The sequence below is a fragment of the Pseudomonas sp. UBA6323 genome, assembly GCF_002439135.1.
Lineage (GTDB): Bacteria > Pseudomonadota > Gammaproteobacteria > Pseudomonadales > Pseudomonadaceae > Aquipseudomonas.
On sequence record NZ_DJSX01000040.1, the window covers coordinates 1 to 24,267 of the forward strand.

General features: G+C 62.8%; 26 protein-coding genes and 2 tRNA genes. 12 read left to right on the plus strand and 16 right to left on the minus strand.

What is annotated here, in order from left to right; translation table 11 throughout:
• Window positions 1–329, plus strand: a 329-nt coding sequence (locus B3P22_RS08770) for an OprD family outer membrane porin (RefSeq protein WP_296270679.1), incomplete at its 5' end; no start/stop codon positions are given.
• Window positions 330–469: 140 nt separating this feature from the next.
• Here B3P22_RS08770 and B3P22_RS08775 read toward each other — a convergent pair.
• Window positions 470–1,597, minus strand: a complete 1,128-nt coding sequence (locus B3P22_RS08775; protein ID WP_296270680.1) for a M14 family metallopeptidase — start codon at window positions 1,595–1,597, stop codon at window positions 470–472.
• A gap of 150 nt (window positions 1,598–1,747) precedes the next feature.
• Between B3P22_RS08775 and B3P22_RS08780 the strand changes: the two genes are divergently transcribed.
• The gene (locus B3P22_RS08780) at window positions 1,748–2,284 is read left to right on the plus strand and encodes a tetratricopeptide repeat protein (protein WP_296270681.1); all 537 of its coding nucleotides are present in this window, start codon (window positions 1,748–1,750) and stop codon (window positions 2,282–2,284) included.
• Window positions 2,285–2,299: 15 nt separating this feature from the next.
• Here B3P22_RS08780 and B3P22_RS08785 read toward each other — a convergent pair whose 3' ends face one another.
• The 4 genes from B3P22_RS08785 to B3P22_RS08800 form a co-directional block, all read right to left on the minus strand.
• Window positions 2,300–2,722 carry a YybH family protein gene (locus B3P22_RS08785; protein ID WP_296270682.1) on the minus strand — a complete coding sequence of 141 codons (423 nt, stop codon included), beginning with the start codon at window positions 2,720–2,722 and terminating at the stop codon, window positions 2,300–2,302.
• A 22-nt stretch (window positions 2,723–2,744) separates the two neighbouring features.
• Window positions 2,745–3,527, minus strand: coding sequence for a DUF899 domain-containing protein (locus tag B3P22_RS08790; protein WP_296270683.1), 783 nt, complete (start codon window positions 3,525–3,527; stop codon window positions 2,745–2,747).
• A gap of 27 nt (window positions 3,528–3,554) precedes the next feature.
• Window positions 3,555–3,917, minus strand: a complete 363-nt coding sequence (locus B3P22_RS08795; protein ID WP_296270684.1) for a YciI family protein — start codon at window positions 3,915–3,917, stop codon at window positions 3,555–3,557.
• Between the two features lie 135 nt (window positions 3,918–4,052).
• On the minus strand, window positions 4,053–4,769 hold the full coding sequence (locus tag B3P22_RS08800; protein ID WP_197855209.1) for a UTRA domain-containing protein: 717 nt from the start codon (window positions 4,767–4,769) through the stop codon (window positions 4,053–4,055).
• A gap of 316 nt (window positions 4,770–5,085) precedes the next feature.
• Between B3P22_RS08800 and B3P22_RS08805 the strand changes: the two genes are divergently transcribed.
• From B3P22_RS08805 to B3P22_RS08830, 6 genes are all read left to right on the plus strand, one after another.
• Window positions 5,086–6,144, plus strand: coding sequence for an ABC transporter substrate-binding protein (locus B3P22_RS08805; RefSeq protein WP_296270685.1), 1,059 nt, complete (start codon window positions 5,086–5,088; stop codon window positions 6,142–6,144).
• A gap of 67 nt (window positions 6,145–6,211) precedes the next feature.
• Window positions 6,212–7,018 carry an alkaline phosphatase family protein gene (locus tag B3P22_RS08810; protein ID WP_296270686.1) on the plus strand — a complete coding sequence of 269 codons (807 nt, stop codon included), beginning with the start codon at window positions 6,212–6,214 and terminating at the stop codon, window positions 7,016–7,018.
• Window positions 7,015–7,851: an ABC transporter permease gene (locus tag B3P22_RS08815; protein WP_296270687.1), complete on the plus strand. Its 837-nt coding sequence runs from the start codon at window positions 7,015–7,017 to the stop codon at window positions 7,849–7,851. Before B3P22_RS08810 ends, B3P22_RS08815 begins: the two co-directional genes overlap by 4 nt.
• Window positions 7,838–8,632: an ABC transporter permease gene (locus tag B3P22_RS08820; protein ID WP_296270688.1), complete on the plus strand. Its 795-nt coding sequence runs from the start codon at window positions 7,838–7,840 to the stop codon at window positions 8,630–8,632. Before B3P22_RS08815 ends, B3P22_RS08820 begins: the two co-directional genes overlap by 14 nt.
• The gene (locus B3P22_RS08825) at window positions 8,629–9,615 is read left to right on the plus strand and encodes an ABC transporter ATP-binding protein (protein ID WP_275546896.1); all 987 of its coding nucleotides are present in this window, start codon (window positions 8,629–8,631) and stop codon (window positions 9,613–9,615) included. Before B3P22_RS08820 ends, B3P22_RS08825 begins: the two co-directional genes overlap by 4 nt.
• Window positions 9,615–10,268, plus strand: a complete 654-nt coding sequence (locus B3P22_RS08830) for an HAD family hydrolase (protein ID WP_296270689.1) — start codon at window positions 9,615–9,617, stop codon at window positions 10,266–10,268. The genes B3P22_RS08825 and B3P22_RS08830 overlap by 1 nt, the downstream gene beginning before the upstream one ends.
• A gap of 8 nt (window positions 10,269–10,276) precedes the next feature.
• On the opposite strand, the gene B3P22_RS08835 is transcribed toward B3P22_RS08830, so the two are convergent.
• A complete protein-coding gene (locus B3P22_RS08835) occupies window positions 10,277–11,131 on the minus strand; it encodes a LysR substrate-binding domain-containing protein (protein ID WP_079785322.1) in 855 nt (284 codons plus the stop codon).
• Window positions 11,132–11,271: 140 nt separating this feature from the next.
• Here B3P22_RS08835 and B3P22_RS08840 point away from each other — a divergent pair, with 140 nt between their 5' ends.
• Window positions 11,272–12,114 carry a bifunctional allantoicase/(S)-ureidoglycine aminohydrolase gene (locus B3P22_RS08840; protein WP_197855202.1) on the plus strand — a complete coding sequence of 281 codons (843 nt, stop codon included), beginning with the start codon at window positions 11,272–11,274 and terminating at the stop codon, window positions 12,112–12,114.
• Window positions 12,115–12,234: 120 nt separating this feature from the next.
• Here the strand turns inward: B3P22_RS08840 and ahpF are convergent, their stop codons facing one another.
• The 3 genes from ahpF to B3P22_RS08855 form a co-directional block, all read right to left on the minus strand.
• Window positions 12,235–13,791, minus strand: a complete 1,557-nt coding sequence (gene ahpF, locus B3P22_RS08845) for an alkyl hydroperoxide reductase subunit F (RefSeq protein WP_275546898.1) — start codon at window positions 13,789–13,791, stop codon at window positions 12,235–12,237.
• Between the two features lie 255 nt (window positions 13,792–14,046).
• Entirely contained in the window at window positions 14,047–14,610 is a 564-nt protein-coding gene (gene ahpC, locus B3P22_RS08850; RefSeq protein WP_197855200.1) for an alkyl hydroperoxide reductase subunit C, read from the minus strand.
• 154 nt (window positions 14,611–14,764) lie between these two features.
• Complete coding sequence (locus B3P22_RS08855; RefSeq protein ID WP_296270690.1) at window positions 14,765–15,727, minus strand: zinc-binding dehydrogenase; 963 nt, start codon at window positions 15,725–15,727, stop codon at window positions 14,765–14,767.
• Window positions 15,728–15,855: 128 nt separating this feature from the next.
• On the opposite strand from B3P22_RS08855, the gene B3P22_RS08860 reads away from it, so the two are divergent.
• On the plus strand, window positions 15,856–17,937 hold the full coding sequence (locus tag B3P22_RS08860; RefSeq protein ID WP_296270691.1) for a carboxy terminal-processing peptidase: 2,082 nt from the start codon (window positions 15,856–15,858) through the stop codon (window positions 17,935–17,937).
• Between the two features lie 100 nt (window positions 17,938–18,037).
• On the plus strand, window positions 18,038–19,792 hold the full coding sequence (locus B3P22_RS08865) for a bifunctional diguanylate cyclase/phosphodiesterase (protein WP_296270692.1): 1,755 nt from the start codon (window positions 18,038–18,040) through the stop codon (window positions 19,790–19,792).
• On the opposite strand, the gene B3P22_RS08870 is transcribed toward B3P22_RS08865, so the two are convergent.
• From B3P22_RS08870 to B3P22_RS08900, 7 genes are all read right to left on the minus strand, one after another.
• Window positions 19,781–20,266: a sel1 repeat family protein gene (locus B3P22_RS08870; protein ID WP_296270693.1), complete on the minus strand. Its 486-nt coding sequence runs from the start codon at window positions 20,264–20,266 to the stop codon at window positions 19,781–19,783. The genes B3P22_RS08865 and B3P22_RS08870 overlap by 12 nt on opposite strands.
• Window positions 20,259–20,624, minus strand: a complete 366-nt coding sequence (locus B3P22_RS08875; RefSeq protein ID WP_197855193.1) for a hypothetical protein — start codon at window positions 20,622–20,624, stop codon at window positions 20,259–20,261. Before B3P22_RS08875 ends, B3P22_RS08870 begins: the two co-directional genes overlap by 8 nt.
• Window positions 20,621–20,944, minus strand: a complete 324-nt coding sequence (locus tag B3P22_RS08880) for a helix-turn-helix domain-containing protein (RefSeq protein WP_296270694.1) — start codon at window positions 20,942–20,944, stop codon at window positions 20,621–20,623. Before B3P22_RS08880 ends, B3P22_RS08875 begins: the two co-directional genes overlap by 4 nt.
• Window positions 20,945–21,180: 236 nt before the next feature.
• A complete protein-coding gene (locus B3P22_RS08885; RefSeq protein WP_296270695.1) occupies window positions 21,181–21,624 on the minus strand; it encodes a YkvA family protein in 444 nt (147 codons plus the stop codon).
• Window positions 21,625–21,958: 334 nt separating this feature from the next.
• Entirely contained in the window at window positions 21,959–22,675 is a 717-nt protein-coding gene (locus tag B3P22_RS08890; RefSeq protein ID WP_197855188.1) for an FKBP-type peptidyl-prolyl cis-trans isomerase, read from the minus strand.
• Window positions 22,676–22,861: 186 nt separating this feature from the next.
• Window positions 22,862–22,938, minus strand: a tRNA-Asp gene (locus tag B3P22_RS08895).
• A 15-nt stretch (window positions 22,939–22,953) separates the two neighbouring features.
• Window positions 22,954–23,029: transfer RNA gene (locus tag B3P22_RS08900), tRNA-Val, on the minus strand.
• 305 nt (window positions 23,030–23,334) lie between these two features.
• Between B3P22_RS08900 and rdgC the strand changes: the two genes are divergently transcribed.
• Window positions 23,335–24,255, plus strand: a complete 921-nt coding sequence (rdgC, locus tag B3P22_RS08905; RefSeq protein ID WP_197855186.1) for a recombination-associated protein RdgC — start codon at window positions 23,335–23,337, stop codon at window positions 24,253–24,255.
• The last annotated feature ends 12 nt before the right edge of the window (window positions 24,256–24,267 follow it).

Here is a 24,267-nt window from a genome sequence, read left to right on the forward strand (position 1 = left end):
GCGGCTCGCTGGTCAACGATGGCTTCCTGTCCGCTTTCGACAGTCCGGAAGAGCTTTCCTGGCAGGTTCGTCACGACGACAACTTCGCCGGCATGGGCATTCCGGGCCTGACCCTGATGAACCGCTACACCAGCGGCTCCAATATCCATGCTGGCGGCCGTACCGATGCCGAAGAGTGGAGCCGTGAGACCGAGCTGGCCTACACCATTCAGGAAGGCACGCTGAAGAACCTGAACGTGCGCTGGCGTAACTCCGACGTCCGCCGCGACGTTGGCCAGGATCTGCACGAGAACCGTCTGATCATCAACTATCCGCTGTCGATTCTGTAATACCGGACGCTTCACTACGTCCTATTGACTCCTGTGTGTTAACGGCACTTTAGGCCCGTCCTCGTGACGGGCTTTTTTTGCCTACGAACCCAACGCGCCACTTCACGGGACGCCAGCATTCGCGCCCGGCACGCCCAGCCTCAGCGCAAGCGCCCGACCATCTGCGCCAGCACCGTCAGCACGTCCTGCCCCAATTTTTGCGAGCGCGCGCCATTCCAGCCGTTGCGTGGCTGCGGGCTGTCATCGTGGTCCTTGAACGGCATCTCGATGGTGAACGACAGGCAATCGAAGGTTTCGCCCACCGCGTTGCAGGCCAAGGTCAGGTTGGCCTGCCCTGGCTCATCGCGCGGGTAGCCGAAGCGGGTCTGAAACTCAGCGCCGATGCCGACCAGGCGGCTGCGGAAGTCCTCTTCCAATGCAGCCAGGCGCGGGGTGTAGCCGGGATTGCCTTCGCAGCCGGCGGTGAACACATGAGGGATTTCCTCATCGCCATGGATATCGAGAAACAGGTCGACGCCGATGCGCTGCATATGCTGCAGCACGAACAACACTTCCGGGCTGCGCTCGGAGCTGGCCGACTGCCAGGCGCGATTGAGGTCCTGCCCGGCATAGTTGGTACGCAGATGACCACGATAGGCGCCGTCCGGATTCATGTTCGGCACCAGGTAGAAATCGGCCTCGGCCAGCAACGCAGCGACCTCGGCATCCTGCGGATTCTGCAGCCGCTCGATCAGTCCTTCCATGAACCACTCGGCCATATGCTCGCCGGGGTGCTGCTGGGCGATGATCCACAGCTTGCGCGCAGCGCCTGCCTGGCCGCCAATACGCAGCAGCTGGATATCGCGCCCCTCCAGGCTTCTGCCACTGGCCACCAACTCGGAGCCGCGCTCCAGCGCCCTAGCGATCAGCCGTTCGTGTCGCGCTCGCGGGTAAGGTTCGAAGTAGGCAAAGCGCACGCTCTGGTGCTCGGCCTGCAGCTCGAATCGCAGTTGCCCGTCCTCGAACCGGGTCGGCACGCGAAACCAGTCCTGCTGGTCGTAACTGGCCACGGCCTGGTAGCCGTCCCAGGCGCGGTTATAGGCCGATTGTCCGGCATTGGTCAGGTTGAAGCCGTAACGCTGGCCTGGCTGCAGGCCATCGACCTGAAAGTGAAACCACTGGAAGTGGTGACTGCTAAGGTCCGGCCGCATGGCCAGCAGCACGCGCTGCGGGTCACTGGTGTCGATGACCTGGATATTGCCGCTGTCGAAATCCGCACTGATCTTCATGGCTGCCTCTTGAGCGAAATCAGCGCTCAGGATTGCAGCTCATCGCGCGAGTGTGAAGTCGGCACTGCACGGAGGGTTCAGAGCGAACTAAGGTGAGCGGGGCAGGCCTAACAGCGACTTGCCTCGTTTTTCGCCCAGGGAGCCACTGCCATGCCCAGTCCATTCAATCTGTTTCACGCCACAACCGCCCTGCTCGCACTCGTGTTGCTGGCAGGATGCGCCGGGCGTGAGCCTGACGCCGCCAAGCCCGACGACCAGCCGCAGGCTGAACAGCCCATCACCGAGACCGAACAGGATCAACTGCGCCAAAAGGCCCAACGTGGCGACCTGGACAGCCAGTTCCAACTCGGCAGCAGTTACTTCGTCGGCCAGCCGGAAAAGGATCTCAAGCAAGCCGAGTACTGGTGGAAGCAGGCCGCCGACAAGGGCCACGCCATGGCGGCGGTAAGCCTGGCCTACCTCTATACCGGGCGGGATGCGCCGGAGCTCGCCAACCAGCGCGACATGCTCAAGTACCTCAACCAGTCAGCCGCTGCAGGCAACCCCATGGCCCAGCATGTGTTGGGCAACCTCTATCGCCGCGGCGAAGGTGGTGTGTCGCGCGACCCCGACCAGGCCCAGCGCCTGTACCAGAGTGCCTGCCAGCAGAACTACGAGCCGTCCTGCGCGGCGCTGGGGCGTCAGTAAGCCGAACGTTTAACCCTAAGGTTGAAGGTCAAACAGCGCCTTGCCGCTTTCCATATCGCAGGGCGCCGAGAAGTGCTCATGGAAAATCAGCCAGCTGCCACCCTGGCGGCGCAGGCACTGGGTCACGCGCATCCAGCAGGTTTCCATCTCGCCCTTGTCATTGGTGCCGCCGCAATGCAGCAGGTAGTGGGTCACGCCGAGATCGCCGCTGGCGTTGAAAGTCGCCTCATGCGGTTCGAACATCCCCGGGCCGCTGCACATTTCCATGCAGGCCTGCCAATGCGCCTGATACGCCGGGCGACCTTCGAAGCGCAGCGGGCCGACGGCATCATAGGACACCAGATCCTCGACGTAGTGACTCATGATGCGCGCCACATCCTTGCTGCGGCAGGCTTCGGTCCAGCTGTTCAGTGCGTCTTGCAGTTCATGCTGACTCATGGGGTTTCTCCTTCGCTAGGGTTCAGGCCTTGTGGCCGCAACAGTCATGGGTGGGCGCCGCCTGCTCGTACTCATCGTGCAGGCGTGTCCAGTTAAGGCCCTTGCCGTCCAGGTCGGGCATGCCGTCCCAGCCTTCGCCACGGCCAAAGGGCGTGAAGTCGAGGAAATGGAAGCTGCTCATCAGGATCTCCACACCTCGGCCATAGGTGGAGTAGGTGTGATAGATGCGCCCACCCTCCCGCAGAAACACGCTGACGCCAGGCTGCTCACCCTGCACGTGATAGGTCAGGCCCAGGCGCTCGAGTTCTTCCTTGTCGCGGTAGTTGTACTCGACCGGCGCGACCTGCTCGTCGGTGGTGGCGTGGTAGTCGTAGTTGAAACGGCTGCCGTATGAGCTGTACCAGGGCAGGGCCCAGCCCATACGCCGCTTGAAGGCTTCGAGATCGGCCAGCGGCGCACGCGAAACCAGCACCAGGTTGGTGTCACGGGCATGCAGGTGGGACTGGTGGCCGATGTTGTCCACCAGGCAGGAACAACCGTCGCAACCCTCGCCTCGGTCCATGTGGTACATGAAGTGATAGACGATCAACTGGCTGCGCCCGTCGAACAGCGCCTCTAACCCAACCTCGCCGTCTGGGCCATCGAAGCGGTAATCCTCCTCCACCGGCACCATGGGCAAGGCACGGCGGGCACGGTTGAGCGCATCGCGCTGACGGGTCAGGGCCTTTTCCTGCTCGAGCAGGGCCTTGCGCGCGGCCAGCCATTGCTCGCGCGTGGCGACTTCAGGGATATAACGACGGTCCATAAGAATTCTCCAATGAACGATGGCGACTCAGCGCTGCGCGGCCGGGTAGATATCCAGTTGGCGAATCGGCCGCACTTCGACGCAGCCGACACGGGCGGCGGGAATGTGCCCGGCGAGCTGGATGGCTTCGTTGAGATCACGCGCCTCGATCAGGTAGAAGCCAGCCAGTTGCTCCTTGGTTTCGGCAAAGGGGCCATCGGTGATCGCCAGCTTGCCGCCACGCATGCGCACCGTGGTGGCGGTCTGTACCGACTGCAGCGCCTCGGCGGCGAGCATGCGCCCGCTCTCCTGCACACGCTGGGCGTAGGCGTGGCATTCGCTGTCATGCGGGCTGTCGGCGGAGCTGTGCAGCTCCTGTTCGCTGGCGTAGACGAGACAAAGGTATTTCATGGCGCGCTCCAGTTCCTTGGGGGTGGATACTGGATAGTCGAACCTGAGGGCGCCATTTCGACATTGGCCGAAAAAAGATCTTCGTAGCCGACGAACGGTCGGACGTGCCTCGTTAGCGAGTTGGCGCGCGGCGCCTTACTCGGGGACTTCGACGCTGACGTGGATGGCGTCGTGGCGCCAGAACTCCAGGTCGCAATCGATGATGCGCCCGTGCTGGTCGCGATTGACCCGGGTAATGCGCAGCGCCGGGCTGCCGGGCGCGACCTTGAGGCTGGCTGCGGCTTCGGCATGCAACGCAGTGGGCACCATGTCGAAGCGTACACGGCCGTAGTGGATGCCATATTCGCTGGCGTAGAGATCGGTCAGCGAGCGCGTCAGGTCGAACTCGAGAATGCCGGGGAAGTAAGCCGGGTTGAGGTAGTGCTCGACGTACAGCACCAGGCGTCCGTCGATGCGCCGCGCGCGGCACACCTGATAGACGCTCGACAGTGCGGGCAACTCCAGTATCTGGCAGATTTGCGCCGTGGCGGGCATCAGCCGTGCATTCAGCACCTCGGTAGCCGGCACCCGCCCCTGTTCAGCGACCATGGCGTGGAAGTGGGTGCGAACCAGCGGGTTGTAGGCGACCCGCGTTGGCGAAACGAACCAGCCGCGGCGCTCCTCACGGTAGACCAGCCCCTGCGCCTCCAACTGGCCGAGCGCCTCGCGCAGGGTGATGCGCGTGGTGTCGAACAATTCGCTGAGCTTGCGCTCGGCTGGCAATTTGCTGCCGGACGACAACAGGCCCCGGTCGATCTGCTCCTGCAAGGCGCGGCAGATGACAGTGACGGCCCGTGGTACTTCTTCGCGCATCAACATCTTCCTCTTTGGACTAGTCCAGCCCCATGACAGGGCAAAGCTCGCATGCCCAGACGGGTTACAAGACTAGGCAGTCTAGATGACTGATAGATGACAACCATGCTGCAAGCACGCCGCATGCCACCGGCCTGCGCCTTCGCTGCCCGATAAATCAGCCACTTATCCATGGTCTACGCTTGTCAAGCGCACCGGCCGGTTGGGCCTGGACATCTACCAGCTGTAGCCGGACATAAAACTGTCATTGAAGGCGCCTAGATTGGCTCGGGTATTGCTGATCTAGACCAACACCCTCACTGCAAAGGAGTTTCCAATGAAACAACTGCTGCTGGCTTCACTGATGGGCTCGGCCATCGCTCTGGCGATCTCCGCCATGGCCGAAGACACCGACTTGCAGGCACTGGAAAAGGCTGCACGCGCCGAAGGCGCGGTGAATAGCGTGGGGATGCCCGACAGCTGGGCCAACTGGAAAGACACCTGGGCCGACCTGACCAAACTCTACGGTCTCAAGCACCAGGACACCGATATGAGCTCGGCGCAGGAAATCGCCAAGTTCGCCGCCGAGAAGGAAAACGCCACTGCCGATATCGGTGACGTCGGTGCCGCCTTCGGCCCTATCGCCGTGCAGCAGGGGGTGACCCAGCCGTACAAGCCGAGCACCTGGGAGCAGATTCCGGACTGGGCCAAGGACAAGGACGGCCACTGGATGCTGGCCTACACCGGCTCCATCGCCTTCATCGTCAACAAGCAACTGGTCAAGGACATCCCGCGCTCCTGGGCAGACCTCAAGACCGGCACCTACAAGGTGGCTGCCGGTGACGTGAGCACCGCGGCACAAGCCGTGAACGGTGTGCTGGCCGCCGCCATCGCCATGGGCGGCAACGAGAGCAACGTGCAGCCGGCCCTGGATTTCTACGGCGAACTGGCCAAGCAGCGTCGCCTGTCGCTGGCCAACCCGACCATCCAGACCCTGGAAAAGGGTGAAGTGGAAGTCGGCATCGTCTGGGACTTCAACGGCCTGTCCTACCGCGACCAGATCGACCCTGAGCGCTTCGAGGTGCTGATCCCGTCCGACGGCTCGGTGATCTCCGGCTACAGCACCATCATCAACAAATGGGCGAAGCACCCCAACGCCGCCAAGCTGACCCGCGAATACATCCTCAGCGATGCCGGGCAGATCAACCTGGCCAAGGGCAACGCCCGCCCGATCCGCGCCGAGCATATCGAGCTGCCGGCCGAAGTGCAGGCCAAGCTGCTGCCGCAAGAGCAGTACGCCAAGGTCCAGCCGATCAAGGACGCCGCTGCCTGGGAGAACACCTCCAAGATGCTGCCGCGCCTGTGGCAGGAGCACGTGATCATCAATATGAATTGATGCGGCCGCGGCACCATTGATCCGTAGCCCGGATGCAATCCGGGCTACGACCGAACGAGAGAACCCCATGAAGCACAACGTCATCCTGGTGGTACTGGATGGCCTGAGCTATCAGGTGGCCCAGCATGCGCTGGGCCACCTGTTGGCTTACTGCCAGGCCGGGCGCGCCGCGCTGTACAAGCTCGACTGCGCACTGCCGGCACTGTCCCGTCCACTCTACGAATGCATCCTCACTGGCGTAGCGCCCATCGATAGCGGCATCGTGCACAACGATGTGGTGCGCCTGTCGAATCAGCGCAGCGTCTTCCACTATGCCCGTGACGCCGGCCTGACCACTGCTGCTGCGGCCTACCACTGGGTCAGCGAGCTGTACAACCGCGCGCCCTTCCAGGCTGCCCGAGACCGTCACACCAGCGACGAGGCGCTGCCGATCCAACACGGCCATTTCTACTACGCCGATCACTATCCGGACTCACACCTGTTCGCCGATGCCGACAGCCTGCGCCGGTTTCATGCGCCGAACCTGCTGCTGGTGCACCCGATGAACATCGACGACGCCGGCCACAAGCACGGCCTCGACAGCCCGCAATACCGCAACGCGGCGCGCATGGCCGACGTGCTGCTGGCCGAGTACATCCAGACCTGGCTCGACGCCGGTTACCAGATACTGGTGACCGCCGACCACGGCATGAACACCGACCGCAGCCATAACGGTTTGCTGCCGGAAGAACGCGAAGTGCCGCTGATCGTCCTCGGCAGCGCCTTCAGCCTCGATCCGGCAGCCCGCCCGCAGCAGACCGAGCTGTGCGGGACCATCTGCCAATTGCTCGGCGCAGCCCATGACAAACCCTGGTGCAGGGAGCTGCTCGCATGAAGTCTTCCAGCAAGGGCTGGGCACTGCTGTGCCTGGTGCCCTTCGCCCTGTTCTTCTTCGCCTTCCAGATCGCACCGCTGCTCTGGGTGGCAAGCAACAGCCTGAATACCAGCGAAGGCTGGGGCCTGGGCAATTTCCAGCAGGCCTTCTCCTCGCCGTTCTACCGCCAGGCCATGCGCCATAGCCTTGAGGTCGCCTTCTGGTCGAGCCTGCTGGGTATCGTCATCGCGATCATCGGCAGCTATTCGCTGCGTCAGGTCAGCAGCCGCCTGCGCGATTTCGTCATGGCTTTTTCCAACATGACCAGCAACTTCTCCGGGGTGCCGCTGGCCTTCGCCTTCATTATCCTGCTCGGCTTCAACGGCGCGCTGACCATCCTGCTCAAGCAGATGGGCGTGATCGAGGACTTCAACCTCTACTCCAAGACCGGCCTGATCGTCCTTTACACCTACTTCCAGATTCCCCTCGGCGTGCTGCTGCTCTACCCGGCCTTCGATGCCCTGCGCGAAGACTGGCGCGAGTCGGCCGAGCTGCTCGGCGCCAGCAACTGGCAGTTCTGGCGACATATCGGCCTGCCGGTGCTGACCCCGGCCTTGCTTGGTACCTTCGTCATCCTTCTGGCCAACGCCCTCGGCGCCTACGCCACGGTGTACGCGCTGACCACCGGCAACTTCAACATCCTGCCGATCCGTATCGCGGCAATGGTCTCCGGCGACATCTTCCTCGACCCGAACATGGCCAGCGCACTGGCGATGGTGCTGGTCGGCCTGATGACCCTGATCACCATCGTCCACCAATGGCTGCTGCGCCGGAGCTACCATGTCGCCCGCTGAAAAACGCTCGCCGCTGTTCCACCAACTGGTGGTCTACCTGCTGTTTCTGGTCCTGCTGCTGCCACTGCTCGGCACACTGGTTTACTCGCTCTCTACCAGCTGGTCGGCGACCATCCTGCCCAGCGGTTTCACCTTCAAGTGGTACGTGGCGCTGTGGAGCGACGCGCGCTTTCTCTCCGCCTTCGGTCGCTCGCTGCTGGTGTGCTTTGGCGCCCTGGCACTGGCGCTGGTGCTGATCCTGCCGCTGCTGTTCGTGGTCAACTACCACTTTCCCAAGCTCGATGGCGTGATGAACGTGCTGATCCTGCTGCCGTTCGCCATTCCGCCGGTGGTGTCCTCGGTCGGCCTGATGCAGTTGTTCGCATCCGGCCCGCTGCCGATCCTCGGCACGCCTTGGATCCTCATCGGCTGCTACTTCACCATCGCCCTGCCCTTCATGTACCGGGCGATCACCAACAACCTGCAGGCGATCAACCTGCGCGACCTGATGGACGCCGCTCACCTGCTTGGCGCCAGCACCTGGCGCGCCGCTTTCATGGTGGTGCTGCCCAACCTGCGCAAAGGCCTGATGGTCTCGATCTTCCTGTCCTTCAGCTTCCTGTTCGGCGAGTTCGTCTTCGCCAACCTGCTGGTGGGCAGCCGCTACGAGACGCTGCAGGTTTACCTGTACAACATGCGCAACGACAGCGGCCATTTCACCAGCGCTCTGGTGATCTCCTACTTCATGTTCGTGCTGCTGATGACCTGGGCAGCCAACCGCCTGAACAAGGACAAGTCATGAGTTTTCTGCACATTCAGAACCTGCACAAAAGCTACGGCCCGACGCAGATCTTCACTGACATCAACATCGAGATCGGCCAGGGCCAGTTCATCACCCTGCTCGGCCCATCCGGCTGCGGCAAGTCCACCCTGCTGCGCTGCATCGCTGGCCTGACTGCAGTCGACGGTGGGCAAATCCTCCTCGACGGCCAGGACCTGGTACCCATGCCACCGCAGAAACGCGGCATCGGCATGGTGTTCCAGAGCTATGCGCTGTTCCCCAACATGAGCGTGGCGCAGAACGTCGCCTTCGGCCTACGCATGCAGAAGGTGCCTGGTGCCGAGGCCAACAAGCGTGTCGCCGAAGCGCTGGAGCTGGTGGAGCTGAGCGACTACGCCGGCCGCTATCCGCACCAGCTTTCCGGCGGTCAGTGCCAACGCGTGGCGCTTGCTCGCTCACTGGTCACCCGCCCGCGCCTGCTGTTGCTCGACGAACCGCTGTCGGCGCTGGATGCACGCATCCGCAAGCATCTACGCGAACAGATTCGCGCGATCCAGCGCGAGCTGGGTCTGACCACCATTTTCGTCACCCACGATCAGGAGGAGGCGCTGGTGCTGTCCGACCGCATCGTGTTGATGAACGGCGGCCAGATCGTCCAGAGCGGCGACGCCGAAACCCTCTACACCGCGCCGGCCGATGCCTTCGCCGCCGGATTCATCGGCAACTACAACCTGCTCGACGCCGATGCTGCCAGCCGCCTGCTGCTGCGTCCGGTGAACAGCCGTGTGGCGATTCGCCCGGAAGCCATCCAGATCGGTGGCCTGGGTATCGACGGCACCATCCTCGGCCACAGCCTGCTCGGCAATGTCGTGCGCTATCGCGTCGAGGCCCGCGGCGTGGAGCTGCTGGTGGACGTGCTCAACCGCTCCGCCGCAGACCTGCATCAGGACGGCCAGAGTGTCAGCCTGGCCATCGGCGCGGATGCGATCCGGGAGGTGGCGTGATGGCCCTGGCGATTTTCGACCTCGACGAGACGCTGATCCACGGCGACTGCGCCAGCCTGTGGACGCAGGAAATGGTGAAGATCGGCTGGGCTGACGGTGAGTCCTTCATCGCCCACGAACAGGAGCTGATGCGCCAATACGCCGCCGGCACGCTGGCCATGGAGGACTACATGACCTTCACCCTGTCACCACTGGTCGGCCGCACGCCCGAGGAGGTCGCCCATGTGGTCGAGCCCTTCGTCGAGGACGTGATCGAGCCGATTTTCTACAGCGACGCCAGCCGCACCCTGGCCGCGCACCGCGCCGCTGGCGACCGCCTGCTGGTGATCTCGGCCTCGGCGCATTTCCTGGTCAGCGCCATCGCCGAGCGCTTCGGCATCGACGAGGTCTTGGCCATCGACCTGGAGCTGCAGCACGGCTTTTACAGCGGGCGTACTCATGGCGTGCTGACCTACCGTGAGGGCAAGGTGATCCGCCTGGAAAGCTGGCTGATCGAACAGGGCGAAAGCCTGGCTGGCGCCAGCTTCTATTCCGATTCTCGCAATGATCTGCCGCTGCTGCAGTTGGTGGATAGGCCCTTTACCGTCAATCCTGACCCAACTTTGCGCGCCCATGCCGAAAAGTCCGGCTGGCCGATCCTCAGCTGGCGCTGAACCTCACACTACCGGCTCATGATCCCTTCGCAAGCCTCGATCAACGCCGCCGCCAGTTCCCGTGCATAACCGGGCAACTGGTTGCGCGCATGCAGGGCCACCTCCACCGGCGCGACCGGGGCGAAGCCTTCGGCCTCGCCCAGTTCGCGATGCGCGGCAGTGATCAACCGGCGTGGCAACAGGGTCAGGCCCAGGCCACCTTCGGCTGCGGCGCTGACTCCAGGCAAACTGCTGCTGACGTAGGCGATGCGCCAGGGCTTGCCCATGGCATCCAGCGCGTGGGTCATCTCCAGGCGATACAGGCCGTTGGGCGGGAACACCGCCAGTGGCACCGGATTGCGCGCCAGCACCGGGCGCGCGCGGCTGTCGAGCCAGGCGACCGGCTCGGCCCAACTGGCCAGCCCCTTGGCACTGCCGGCGCGCTGCTTGATCAGCGCCAGGTCCAGCTCGCCCGCGTTGAACGCGCGCCATACGTCATGACTCAGGCCACTGGTGATCTCCAGGCGAATACCCGGATGCGCATCGGCAAAATCAGCCAGGTAGGGTGTCAGGCTGTTGGCGGCGAAATCGTCCGGCACGCCGAGGCGCACCTCGCCTTCCACCGCGCTCTGCCCCAGAGCGAGCATCGCCTCGTCCATCAGCGCGACGATGCGGTTTGCATAACCGAGCAGGCGTTCGCCTTCGGTGGTGGTCACCACGTAGCGGCCGCTGCGGTCGAGCAGCTCGGCGCCGAGCTGCTCCTCCAGGCGCCGCACCTGCTGGCTGACGGTGGACTGCGTCAGGTGCAGGCTGGCCGCAGCGCGGGTGAAACCGCCGGTCTGCACCACGGCGAGAAAACTGCGTAACAGCACCGGATCGAGCATCGCGCCCCCATCATGAAACCCACTGACAGGCATTCTACTATTTAATTTCCGAATCCAGCCGCGAATTCCTATAGTGCCTGGGAGTCCTTTTTCGCGCCGGGATCGATCCCTGCGCCATCCACCCGCCGAGGCATCTCTCGATGAGCAAAACGCCCTACTACTACGCCCCGCATGGCGGTCATCCTGGTCAGGATCAGTTGCTGACCGACCGCGCCATGTTCACCGAAGCCTACGCCGTGATTCCCAAGGGCGTGATGCGTGACATCGTCACCAGCCACCTGCCGTTCTGGGACAACATGCGCATGTGGGTCATCGCCCGCCCGCTGACCGGCTTTGCCGAAACCTTCTCGCAGTACATCGTGGAAGTTGGCCCGAACGGCGGCAGCGAGAAACCCGAGCTGGACCCAAGCGCCGAAGGCGTGATCTTCGTCGTCGAAGGCACCTGCGACCTGACCCTGAACGGCACCCAGCACGCCCTGCGTCCGGGCAGCTACGCCTTCATCCCGCCAGAAAGCGATTGGTCGCTGCGCAACAACGGCAGCGAAGCCGTGCGCTTCCACTGGTTGCGCAAGGCCTACCAGCCGGTTGAGGGCGTGCCCTACCCGGAAGCCTTCGTCACCCACGAGCAGGACATCGAGCCGATCGTCATGCCCGGCACCGAAGGCCGCTGGAGCACCACGCGCTTCGTCGAGATCAGCGACATGCGCCATGACATGCACGTCAACATCGTCAACTTCGAGCCGGGCGGCGTGATTCCCTTCGCCGAAACCCACGTCATGGAACACGGCCTGTACGTGCTGGAAGGCAAGGCGGTGTATCGCCTGAATCAGGACTGGGTCGAAGTCGAAGCCGGCGACTTCATGTGGCTGCGCGCCTTCTGCCCGCAGGCCTGCTACGCCGGCGGCCCGAGCCGCTTCCGCTACCTGCTGTACAAGGATGTGAACCGTCAGATGCCGCTGACCCTGGGCGGTCTGAAGCGCTGAGGATCGAAGAGCTTGTGGGAGGGGCTTTAGCCGCGAAGCTGTCGCTGCTAAAGCGCCTCCCACAGATACACCAACGACAAAGGCCACCCGAAGGTGGCCTTTGTCGTTCCAGCGTTGCGATCAGCTATGGCGGATCAGGTGGTCGAAGGCGGACAGCGATGCCTTCGAGCCCTCGCCCATGGCGATGACGATCTGCTTGTACGGCACGGTGGTCACGTCGCCGGCAGCGAACACGCCCGGGATGTTGGTCGCGCCTTTGGCATCGACGACAATCTCACCGAAGCGGCTCAGCTCGACGCTACCCTTGAGCCAGTCGCTGTTGGGCAGCAGACCGATTTGCACGAAGATGCCTTCCAGCTCGACGGTGTGCAGCTCCTCGGTGGTGCGGTCCTTGTAGACCAAGCCGTTGACCTTCTGGCCATCGCCCGTCACCTCGGTGGTCTGCGCGCTCTTGATCACAGTGACGTTCGGCAGGCTGTAGAGCTTCTTCTGCAGCACGGCGTCAGCACGCAGGGTGTCGGCGAATTCCAGCAGGGTCACATGAGCGACCAGGCCGGCCAGGTCGATGGCCGCCTCGACGCCGGAGTTACCGCCGCCGATCACCGCCACGCGCTTGCCCTTGAACAGCGGGCCGTCGCAGTGCGGGCAGAAGCACACGCCCTTGGCCTTGTATTCCTGCTCGCCAGGCACGCCCATCTCGCGCCAGCGCGCCCCGGTGGAAAGGATGACGGTCTTGGCCTTGAGCGAGGCGCCGTTCTCGAACTGCACTTCGTGCAGGCCACCTTCGCTGCTGGCTGGCACCAGCGCCGACGCACGCTGCAGATTCATCACGTCGACGTCGTATTCCTTGACGTGTTCTTCCAGCGCACGCACCAGTTTCGGGCCTTCGGTCTCCTTCACCGAGATGAAGTTCTCGATGGCCATGGTGTCCAGCACCTGGCCACCGAAGCGCTCGGCGGCAATGGCGGTGCGGATGCCCTTGCGCGCAGCGTAGATGGCAGCTGCGGCACCGGCCGGGCCACCACCGACCACCAGCACGTCGAAGGCTTCCTTGGCGGTCATCTTCTCGGCATCGCGGTTGGCGGCGCCGGTATCGATCTTGGCGAGGATTTCCTTCACGTCCATACGGCCGGAAGCGAAAACCTCACCGTTCAGGTAGATGCTCGGCACGGCCATGATCTGGCGACGCTCGACTTCTTCCTGAAACAGCGCACCGTCGATGGAGACGTTGCGGATATTGGGGTTGAGCACGGCCATCAGGTTCAGCGCCTGAACCACGTCCGGGCAGTTCTGGCAGGAGAGCGAGAAGTAGGTCTCGAACTCGAACTTGCCTTCGATGCTCTTGATCTGCGCGATGGTGTCGGCGTCCAGCTTGGACGGATGGCCGCCCACCTGCAGCAGCGCCAGCACCAACGAAGTGAACTCGTGGCCCATGGGGATGCCGGCGAAGGTCAGGCCGATATCCGCACCGGGGCGCACCAGCGAGAAAGACGGGCGGCGGGCATCGCTGCCATTGGTCTTCAGGGTGATCTTGTCGGTCAGGCCGACGATGTCTTGCAGGAGCCCGAGCAGTTCCTGGGATTTTTCGCCGTCATCGAGGGACGCGACGATCTCGAACGGCTGGGTGACCTTTTCCAGGTAGGCCTTCAACTGGGCTTTAAGATTGGCGTCCAACATGGCGGAAATTCCTCAAATACGAAAATTCGGGCAATAAAATGCCCGGACGGATCGCGCCCGGGCATCGGGCACCACAAGGGCCGGTTAATGGCCCAAACAGCGCAGGTAGCAGTTGCAAAACGGAATTCAGAGCGTCGCGAGCGATGGCTAGGCAAGGCGTAATCTGGCGAGGGCGCGGAGTGTACAAAAGTACATGACAAGCCCGAGTCTGATTACAACGCTGCCTAGCCGAGCGCAGCAGCTCTGAAGCCGTTTTTAGATCTTGCCGACCAGGTCCAGCGACGGAGCCAGAGTCTTCTCGCCTTCTTTCCACTTGGCCGGGCAAACTTCGCCCGGGTGAGCGGCGGTGTACTGGGCAGCTTTCAGCTTGCGCAGGGTCTCGCCAACGTCACGAGCGATTTCGTTGGAGTGGATTTCCAGGGTCTTGATCTGACCTTCCGGGTTGATGATGAAGGTGCCGCGCAGAGCCAGGCCTTCTTCAGCGATGTGCACGCCGAAAGCGTTGGTCAGCTGGTGGGTCGGATCACCGATCAGCGGGAACTGAGCCTTGCCAACGGCCGGCGAGGTTTCGTGCCAGACCTTGTGCGAGAAATGGGTGTCGGTGGTCACGATGTAGACCTCGGCACCGGCCTTCTGGAACTCGGCGTAGTTGTTGGCGGCGTCTTCGATTTCGGTCGGGCAGTTGAAGGTGAAGGCAGCCGGCATGAAGATCAGCACGGACCACTTGCCCTGCAGGCTCTGATCGGTGACTTCGATGAACTCGCCGTTGTGGAACGCATTGACCTTGAACGGCTGAACCTGAGTATTGATGAGGGACATCTCTGACTCCTTCTGAGTTTTGGGTGAGGGTTGAAAGCTACGGTCGCTATATTAGCCACCTAACAGAAAAAAGCTTATTGATTACGGGCATGATATCGATTGAATGCACCAATCGATGGCTCAGCCCGCGCCACATGCGGGCTGCAGCCCTGGTTCAGGCCAGGCTGGGATCAATCAGCAGTGCAAGTTTACCTGCGACCTGGTTACCAGCGAGCGTCTCGAACGCCGCCTCATGCTCTTGGATCGCAAAACTGCGCTCCAGTTGCGGCTTTAACCGGCCTTCGCCGAACAGGGGCCACACCTGCTGCTGCAGATCGTGCAGTAGATCGGCCTTGAACTGATCGTCGCGGTTGCGCAGGGTCGAACCGGTCAACTGGATGCGCTTGCCCAGCACCTGAGCCAGGTCCAGCTTGGCCTCGCGCCCGCCCATCAGGCCGATGTTGATCCAGCGACCGTCACGCGCCAATAACTCCAGATTAAGCGCCGCATACTGCCCACCGACCGGATCGAGAATCACGTCGAACGGCCCGAAATCACGCAAGGCCTGCAGATCTTCACCACGCAAGGCACCACCCTGCGCACCCAGCGCTTCGCAGTAGGCCAATCGCTCGGCAGAGCCGACGCTGACCCAGCACGGGCTACCGAACGCCTTGCACAGCTGGATGGCAGCCGAACCGACGCCACTGGCGCCAGCATGCAGCAGGACTTTTTCCCCGGGGCGCAGAGCGCCGAGCTGGAACAGATTGAGCCAGGCCGTGGCGTACACCTCCGGCACCACGGCAGCCTCGACCAGAGTCAAACCCTCAGGCACCGGCATGGCGTGGCGTGCATCGAGCACCACCTCCTCGGCCATACCACCACCGGCGAGCAGGCAGCAAACGCGATCGCCCACCTGCCAGGCGCTGCCAGCACCCACTTCGACAATCACCCCGGAGCACTCCAGGCCCAGCGCCTGGCTGGCACCCGGTGGCGGCGGATAGAGCCCGGCACGCTGCAACAGATCGGCCCGGTTAAGCCCAGCGGCCGCCACCTTCACCCGGATCTGCCCTGCATCACAGCTCTGTGCCGGTTGTTCCAGCCACTCTGCACGCCCTTCGACGCCTTGCAATGCCTTCATGCTGCCTCCATAGTGCAAGTGAACCAAGCCCAGCGCTGACCGCCGGGCTTTCGCCTAGCGCCAACGGAACCTGGCGCCCTCAAATACGGCCTAATATGCGTTATCACCTGCCACTACGTCGAATCAGCATGAAGCGCTCCCTTGCAAGCACCGCCCTCGCCCTCGTTCTCGGCCTCAGTGCCCTGCCGCTGGCGGCCAAGACCACCACAGCGACCAGTTGGGACTACCTGCAACCGGATCGCGAGCAGGTGATCGCCAGCCTCAACGTAGTGGAGCTGCTGCGCCGCCACCACTACAACAAGCCGCCGCTCAATGACGAACGCTCGGTTCAGATCTACGACAACTACCTGAAGTTGCTCGATCCGTCCCGCAGCTATTTCACTGCGGCCGACATCGCCGAATTCAACCAGTGGCGCACCAAGTTTGATGACCTGCTGAAAAGCGGCGAGCTCGAACCGGGCTTCACCATCTATCGCCGTCACCTTACCCGCCTGGAAGAACGCCTGAACTTCGCCCTGGCCGAGCTAGGCAAAGGCATCGACAAGATCGATTTCACGGTGGATGAAGAGCTGCAGGTCGACCGCGAGAAAGCTCCTTGGGCCAAGGATCGTGCCGAACTCGACGAACTCTGGCGCAAACGCGTCAAGGACGAAGTGTTGCGTCTGAAGATCGCCGGAAAGGAAACCAAGGACATCCAGGAACTGCTGACCAAGCGCTACAAGAACCAGTTGGCGCGCCTCAAGCAGACCCGCGGCGAGGACGTGTTCCAGGCCTACATCAACGCCTTCGCCACCACCTACGACCCGCACACCACCTATCTGTCGCCGGATAACGCGGAAAACTTCGACATCAACATGAGCCTTTCGCTGGAAGGCATTGGCGCCGTCCTGCAGAGCGACAACGAGCACGTCAAGGTGGTGCGTCTGGTGCCTGCCGGCCCGGCCGAGAAGAGCAAGCAGATCGCACCGGCTGACAAGATCGTCGGCGTCGCCCAGGGCAATGATGAAATGGTCGACGTGATCGGCTGGTGCCTGGACGAAGTGGTGAAGCTGATTCGTGGCCCGAAAGGCTCCACCGTGCGCCTGGAAGTGATTCCGGCCAGCAACGCGCCGAGCGACCAGAGTAGCAAGGTGGTCACCATCACCCGCGAAGCGGTCAAGCTGGAAGAGCAAGCCGCCAAGAAAAAGGTCCTGGAACTCAAGCATGACGGTCGTGACTACAAGCTCGGCGTGATCGAACTGCCGGCCTTCTATCTCGACTTCAAGGCCTTCCGCGCTGGCGACCCGAACTACAAGAGCACCACCCGTGACGTCAAACGCCTGCTCGACGAGCTGCAGGCCGAGAAGGTCGACGGTGTGGTCATCGACCTGCGCAACAACGGTGGCGGCTCGCTGCAGGAAGCCACCGAGCTGACCAGCCTGTTCATCGAACAGGGCCCCACCGTACTGGTGCGCAACGCCGACGGTCGCGTCGACGTGCTCGCCGACGAGAACAAGGGCATCTACTACAACGGTCCGCTGGCGGTGCTGGTCAACCGCCTGTCGGCATCGGCCTCGGAGATCTTCGCCGGCGCCATGCAGGACTATCACCGCGCGCTGATTCTCGGCGGCCAGACCTTCGGCAAGGGCACGGTGCAAACCATTCAGCCGCTCAACCATGGCGAACTGAAACTGACCCTGGCCAAGTTCTATCGCGTCTCCGGCCAGAGCACCCAGCACCAGGGCGTGATTCCCGACATCCTCTACCCGGACGTCATGGACACCAAGGACATCGGCGAAAGCGCCCTGCCCGCCGCCCTACCGTGGGACAGCATCCGTCCGGCGATCAAGCCCGAGCTGGACCCGATCAAGCCGTTCCTGACCGAACTGAAGGCTCGCCATGATCGGCGCACGGCCAAGGACCCGGACTTCGTCTTCACTCGCGACCGCCTGACCCTGGCCAAGAAGCTGATGGAGGAGAAAACCGTCAGCCTCAACGAGCAGACCCGACGTGCTCGCCAGGCCGAAGTCGAAGCCAAGCAACTGGCCCTGGAGAACAACCGCCGCCAGGCCAAGGGCGAAGAGCCGCTCAAGGAACTGGAGAAAGAAGACGAGGACGCGCTGCCGCTTGCTGACGAGAAGAGCACGCCGGAAGACGATGCCTACCTTTCGGAGTCCGGACGCATCCTGCTCGACTACCTGGGGTTGAACCCGTCGCTGGCGCTGCATTGAGGCGATTCTACGAACGTCATCAAATCGTCATCGAACTGTCGTGAAATGCAGGGGCCGGTTAGAAACCGGCCCCTTCGTTTTCCGGCAGATCGAGAACACCATGACCGTCACCGAGCAGTTGAGCGCACTGGGTAACATCCTCGCTCACGGCGACCTCAGCAGCCTGTTCCAACCCATCGTCTCGCTGTCCGAACAGCGCATTCTCGGCTACGAGGCACTGACTCGCGGCCCATCCAACAGTCCACTGCATTCACCATTGACGCTGTTCGCCGTGGCCCGCCACGCAGGCCGCCTGAGCGAACTGGAAATGGCCTGCCGCAAGAGCGCCTGCAAGGGCTTCAGCGCCCTGGGCCTGGACGGCAAGCTGTTTCTCAACGTCTCGCCGGAATCGCTGCTCGACCCCGGTCACCAGCCCGGGCGCACCCTGAAACTGCTGCAGGCATTCGGCATCCCACCAAGCCAGGTGGTGATCGAACTCACCGAGCAGTCGCCCACCGAAGACTTCGCCCTGCTCGACAATGCGCTGCATCACTACCGCGCCATGGGGTTTTCCATCGCCCTGGATGATCTGGGCGCCGGCTATTCGAGCCTGCGCCTGTGGTCGGAGCTGCGCCCGGACTACGTGAAGATCGACCGTCACTTCATCGACGGCATCCACCTCGACACGGTGAAACGCGAGTTCGTCGGCTCCATTTTGAAAATGGCCGAAGCATCACGCGCACAGGTGATAGCCGAGGGCATCGAGCTGCCCGAAGAGCTGGCCGTACTGACGGAAATGGGCGTCGACCTGGTACAGGGCTACCTGCTCAGCAGGCCGCAGGAAAAGCCGCCGCGCGAGGCACGCCAGTTGCTGCCCCAGATCCAGAGCAACCAGGCCAGCCTCAGCGAAGATAGCCATGACCTCAGCGCTCTGCTCAACGATCAGCTCGCAGTCGATCAGCACACGCCCATCGCCGAGGTGCTGGACGTCTTTCGCGCCCAGGCCAACCTCAACTCCCTGGCGGTGCTGGACGCCCAGCGGCAGCCGGTCGGCATCGTCCACCGTCACTCGCTGTCCGAAGCGCTGCTCAAGCCATTCGCCACCGATCTGTTCGCGCGCAAACCCATAAGCCGTCTGATGAGCCAGGACTTTCTCGCCGTGGAGCTGACGCAGTCGTTGCAGAAGGTCAGTCGTCTGCTCACCAGTCGTGCACGCCAGCGCATCGAGGAAGACTTCATCATCATCCAGAACGGCCGCTATCCGGGGCTGGGACGGGTGATCGACGTGCTCAAGCTGATCACCGAGCAGAAACTCCAGCAGGCGCGTCACGCCAACCCGCTGACCCTGCTGCCAGGCAACGTGCCGATCCAGCAATGCCTGAGCCGCTTGCTGCAACAGCAGCGCGAAGCGGCCGTGTGCTACGTCGATATCGACAGCTTCAAGCCGTTCAACGATCTCTACGGCTATGCCAAGGGCGACGAGGTGCTGCTGTGCCTGGCACAGTGCCTGAACGAGCGGGTCGATCCGGCGCGCGACTTCGTCGGCCATATCGGCGGTGACGATTTCATGCTGGTGCTTGGCTCGACCGACTGGCGCGACAAGCTCGGCAAGCTGATCGAGGATTTTCAAAGTCAGTGCCGACGCTTTTATCGCGAGGAACATCTCCAGGCTGGCTGCTTCATCGCCCACAACCGCCAGGGCCAGCGCCAGGAATATGCGCTGCTGTCGCTTTCGATCGGCGTGGTGCACGTAAGAAAGACGGATTGCGCCCAACTCGATGCCTCGCGCCTGGCCGAACTGGCGTCCGAAGCCAAGCGCCAGGCCAAGGGCGTGCCTGGCTACAGCTTGCACATTCTGGAAGGCTCAGCGGCCTGAGCGGCTAGCCTCGTCCGCCATGGCGGCGTAGCGCTCGGCGGCCTGCGGGTCTGCTTCCAGGCCGGGAGCGCCCTCGCGGTAAAGCTGGCTCAGGCGCCCGGCCGCCAGGGGATGCCCGGCAGACGCTGCCATTTCCCACCAACGCACGGCCTGCACGGCATCCGGTGCTTGCCGGGTGTCGCCCTGCATGGCTTGCACACCCAGTTGATAAGCGGCCTTGCCATCTCCACCTTGGGCGGCCAGACGCAGCAGCCGCAGACCTTCCTCGCGCGCGCCAAGGCCCTGACCGCGAAATAGCAGGATATGACCATAGAAACTCTGCGCCGCGGTGTCGCCGAGGTTGGCCATACGTCCGTACTGGCCCTGCATCCATTGCCACAGACGCGGTTGACGCAGCGCCGCAGGCCAGTGGAAAAGTCGCCGGGCCAGCCAGTACCCCAGCCGCGCTCGGGCCTGCCAGAGCCACCTAGACATCGGCCGGATACTCGAACTCGAACACCCGTACCACCTCCGCCGCATGCCAGGACGCAGCGGCGACGCCATCGGAGGCCCCATTGAAACGCCCGAGGCGCGTCACGCAATCGAAGAACCCGGTGCGCGGCAGGCGACTGGCGCCCTGGCTGATGACCAGTGCGCTGCGCAGCGGCCGCTCGGCGCGAGCATCCAGCGCAGCGAGGTGCTCCAAAGCGGCGGTCAGGGTTTGCATGGCCGGCGTCGGTAGATCGAGGCGCTCGATCAGCGCTCGATAAGTCAGGAGATGACGCTGACGGCGGGCATCATCCAGCTCGGTCAGCAGTGCCTGCCAGTGTTGGCGACTGATGCGTACACTCAAGACCAGCCCTCCAGCCCCAGCTCCCAGGCAAGAGAACGCAGAATCGCTGCATCGGGCTGCCGTTCACCGCTCTCGATCATGGCCAGATAATGGGGGCTGATGCCAACGCTGCGCGCCAGCGCTTCCGGGCTCAGGCCCTTGGCTTCGCGTAGCGCTTGCAACTGCGCGAGAGGCGCGCGATTGGTTGCAGGCACCGGCGAAGGCTCAACGGGCGCGGCAACCTCCTGGCGCCCCGCAGCCTGCAACAGGGCCTGATAATCGGCCCAGGGCAGCACTGCGTATTCCGGCTCGCCGTCACGGGCAATGATTTGCACACTCATGAGTCTCTCCGTTGGAAAGCAGGGCCGACGGCCTCGACCCCTTCCTTGCATGTGGTCATCTTAACAGGCGTCTACCGCCAGAGGCGTCATCCAAACGGGCCAGGTAGCGAGATGCGGCGTTTCGCCCTATCCGCTCGAATCGGCAACCTGCGAACGCGCGACCTTGAGAGTGCGAAACACGGGAGCGTCGGCTGCTCAGCGGGTGCGAACAGAATCCGCAACGCGCGAACGGGCCATCAGGACTGCAGCGGATCGACCCGTTCGGCCGGCGGTAGCTGTTCGATGAGCGCCATGCGCTCCGGGCTCTGCTTGTCCCGCCACGCCCTGAAGGCATCCAGCTCGCCATGCCAGGTGCGCATGACCCAGGCCAGCACGGCGAGGTCGTCGACGAAGCCGACGCCTACCAGCCAGTCGGGAATGGCATCGAGCGGAGCGATGAAATACAGCAGCGCCGCCACCACCATCAGCAGAGCCTGGCTGCTGATCTGCCGGTACTCACCCTTGAACCAGGCCAGGCTGAGCGCACGCAGCAACTGCAGATCTTCCTTGAATGCGGCGAAGCGCTGTCCCTGCGGGGTGCGCTTGTCACCTAGCGCGCGCACGAGTTCGGGCAACTTGCCGTCGCGAAGAAAGCGGGCGGCCAACGGCAGGTAACGCGTCAGTTTCCACGGAATTTTCATAGGCCTCCTCGGCGAGCCAGGTACTTTCTGGGCTTGCCTCGCTTATCCACCGAAGCTGTGGATAAATCTGTGCAAATTCTTTAGACAAGCTTATCAAAGCCCCGTGGCATGGGGTCTCGGCTTAGATCGGATATTTTTTATACAGCATATAAAATCCATGAAAATCAACAAGTTGCTGATTGACATGAGAAGCCCGCGTCTGTAGCGAAGGCTCTTCGGGAATCTTTCCCAAAATGTGCATAAGCGTAACACCCTGCCACCGTGCACCCTCTTTTTTGCCCTCAGAAACGACAACGCCCCGTCAAGACGGGGCGTTGTACGCAAGTACCAGGTGTTACTCTTCGGTCGGCTCGGCGGCCTGATCCTTGATGGCGATCAGTTCCAGATCGAACACCAATACCGAATTGGCCGGAATGGCCGGGGACGGGCTCTGCTCGCCGTAAGCCAGCTCACTGGGGATGTACAGCTTGTACTTCTCGCCCACGTGCATCAGTTGCAGACCTTCGACCCAACCCGGGATCACGCCGCCAACTGGCAGATCGATGGGGCTGCCACGCGCGACGGAGCTGTCGAAGACGCTGCCATCGGTCAGCTTGCCTTCGTAGTGAACGGTCACCACGTCGCTTTCCTTCGGCTGCGCGCCGTCGGTCTTCTCGATCACTTCGTATTGCAGACCGGAAGCAGTGGTGACGACACCTTCACGCTTGCCGTTCTCTTCGAGGAATTTCTTGCCGGCTTCGGCAGCTTCCTTGTTCAGCGCCGTCATGCGCTCTTCAGCACGATTCTGCAGGAAGGAGAAGGCCTCGATCATGTCCTCATCCTTGATGCGCGGCTCCTTCTTCGCCAGCGCATCTTCGATCCCCTGGGCGACGGCCTTGGAATCCAGATCGTCCATGCCCTCTTCGGACAGGCTGCGACCCATGTTCAGGCCAATACCGTAGGAAGCTTTCTGCGCCGGGCTGTTGAGTTCGACTTCGCTGGTTTGCGAATCGCAACCGGCGAGCACCAGGCCCACCAGGGCAACCGCCGCCGCCAAACGATGCTGTTTCATGCTTGTTCCTTGTAGATGCGCCCGAAGGCCGTCGTGTGAAAGCGCGAGCTTAGCAGTACGCCGCGATCACTGGCTACGGCATAGGAGCCGTACAATGCGCATAAGTTCAAGCAAACAAAGGATTTTTTGAGGTTTTCGGCGAATGCCGAAGCGTTGTCACAGGAGGGGATGAAGCGAGGAAAAGAATGGCGCAGCGGACGGGACTCGAACCCGCGACCCCCGGCGTGACAGGCCGGTATTCTAACCGACTGAACTACCGCTGCGCGTAACTGCGAGATTGGTGGGTGGTGACGGGATCGAACCGCCGACCCTCTGCTTGTAAGGCAGATGCTCTCCCGGCTGAGCTAACCACCCCATTCACTCTCGAAGTGGGGCGCATTCTAGAGAGCGATTCGGACCTTGGCAAGCCCTCTTCATAAAAAATTTATCGCCGCAGCAAGAACTTAGGCAGCACCGGCGAATTTCCTCGAAGGTTCGTTGTCAGGGTTGGCCTGAGCACGCCAGCGGAGAATAATGCGCGCTCTGTGCCGGCGGACCGGTCAGCCTACCGCTGCTCGCCCGCCACCTTCATCCGTCGCTGCGCGCCGGCTTTCCCCAGGTGAAAGCCCACAGATGGCGCCGCCTCGCGACTTACATCATCAATGGAGAGTCACCCGCTCATGTGGTTTCGTAACCTGCTGGTCTACCGCCTCACCCAGGACATCCCTTTCGACGCCGAAGCGCTGGAGACCGCACTGGCCAGCAAACCGGCCCGTCCCTGCGCCAGCCAGGAACTGACCACCTACGGCTTCACCGCCCCCTTCGGTAAAGGTGCCGACGCCCCACTGGTGCACGTCAGCGGCGACTTCCTGCTGATCGGCGCGCGCAAGGAAGAACGCATCCTGCCGGGTTCGGTGGTGCGCGACGCGCTGAAGGAAAAGGTCGACGAAATCGAAAACACACAGATGCGCAAGGTCTACAAGAAAGAGCGCGACCAGATCAAAGACGAGATCGTCCAGGCCTTCCTGCCGCGCGCCTTCATCCGCAAATCCGGCACTTTCGCTGCCATCGCGCCGAAGCAGGGTCTGATCCTGGTCGACAGCGCCAGCGCCAAGAAGGCCGAAGACCTCCTCTCCACCCTGCGCGAGGCCATCGGCTCGCTGCCGGTACGCCCGTTGTCGGTGAAGATCGCACCGACCGCCACGCTCACCGACTGGCTGAAGAACCAGAGCGCTGCCGAAGGCTTCTTCGTGCTCGATGAGTGCGAGCTGCGCGACACCCACGAGGACGGCGGTGTGGTGCGCTGCAAGCGCCAGGACCTGACCAGCGAGGAAATCCAGCTGCACCTGTCCACCGGCAAGCAGGTCACCCAGCTGTCACTGGCCTGGCAGGACAAGCTGTCCTTCGTGCTCGACGACAAGCTGACCATCAAGCGCCTGCGTTTCGAAGATGTGCTGCAGGAACAGGCCGAGCAGGACGGCGGCGACGACGCCCTGGCCCAGCAGGACGCCAGCTTCGTCCTGATGATGATGACTCTGGTGGAGTTCCTGCCGGAGCTGTTCACCGCACTGGGCGGCGAAGAGATTCCGCAGGGAATCTAGGGCGCTTGCCTC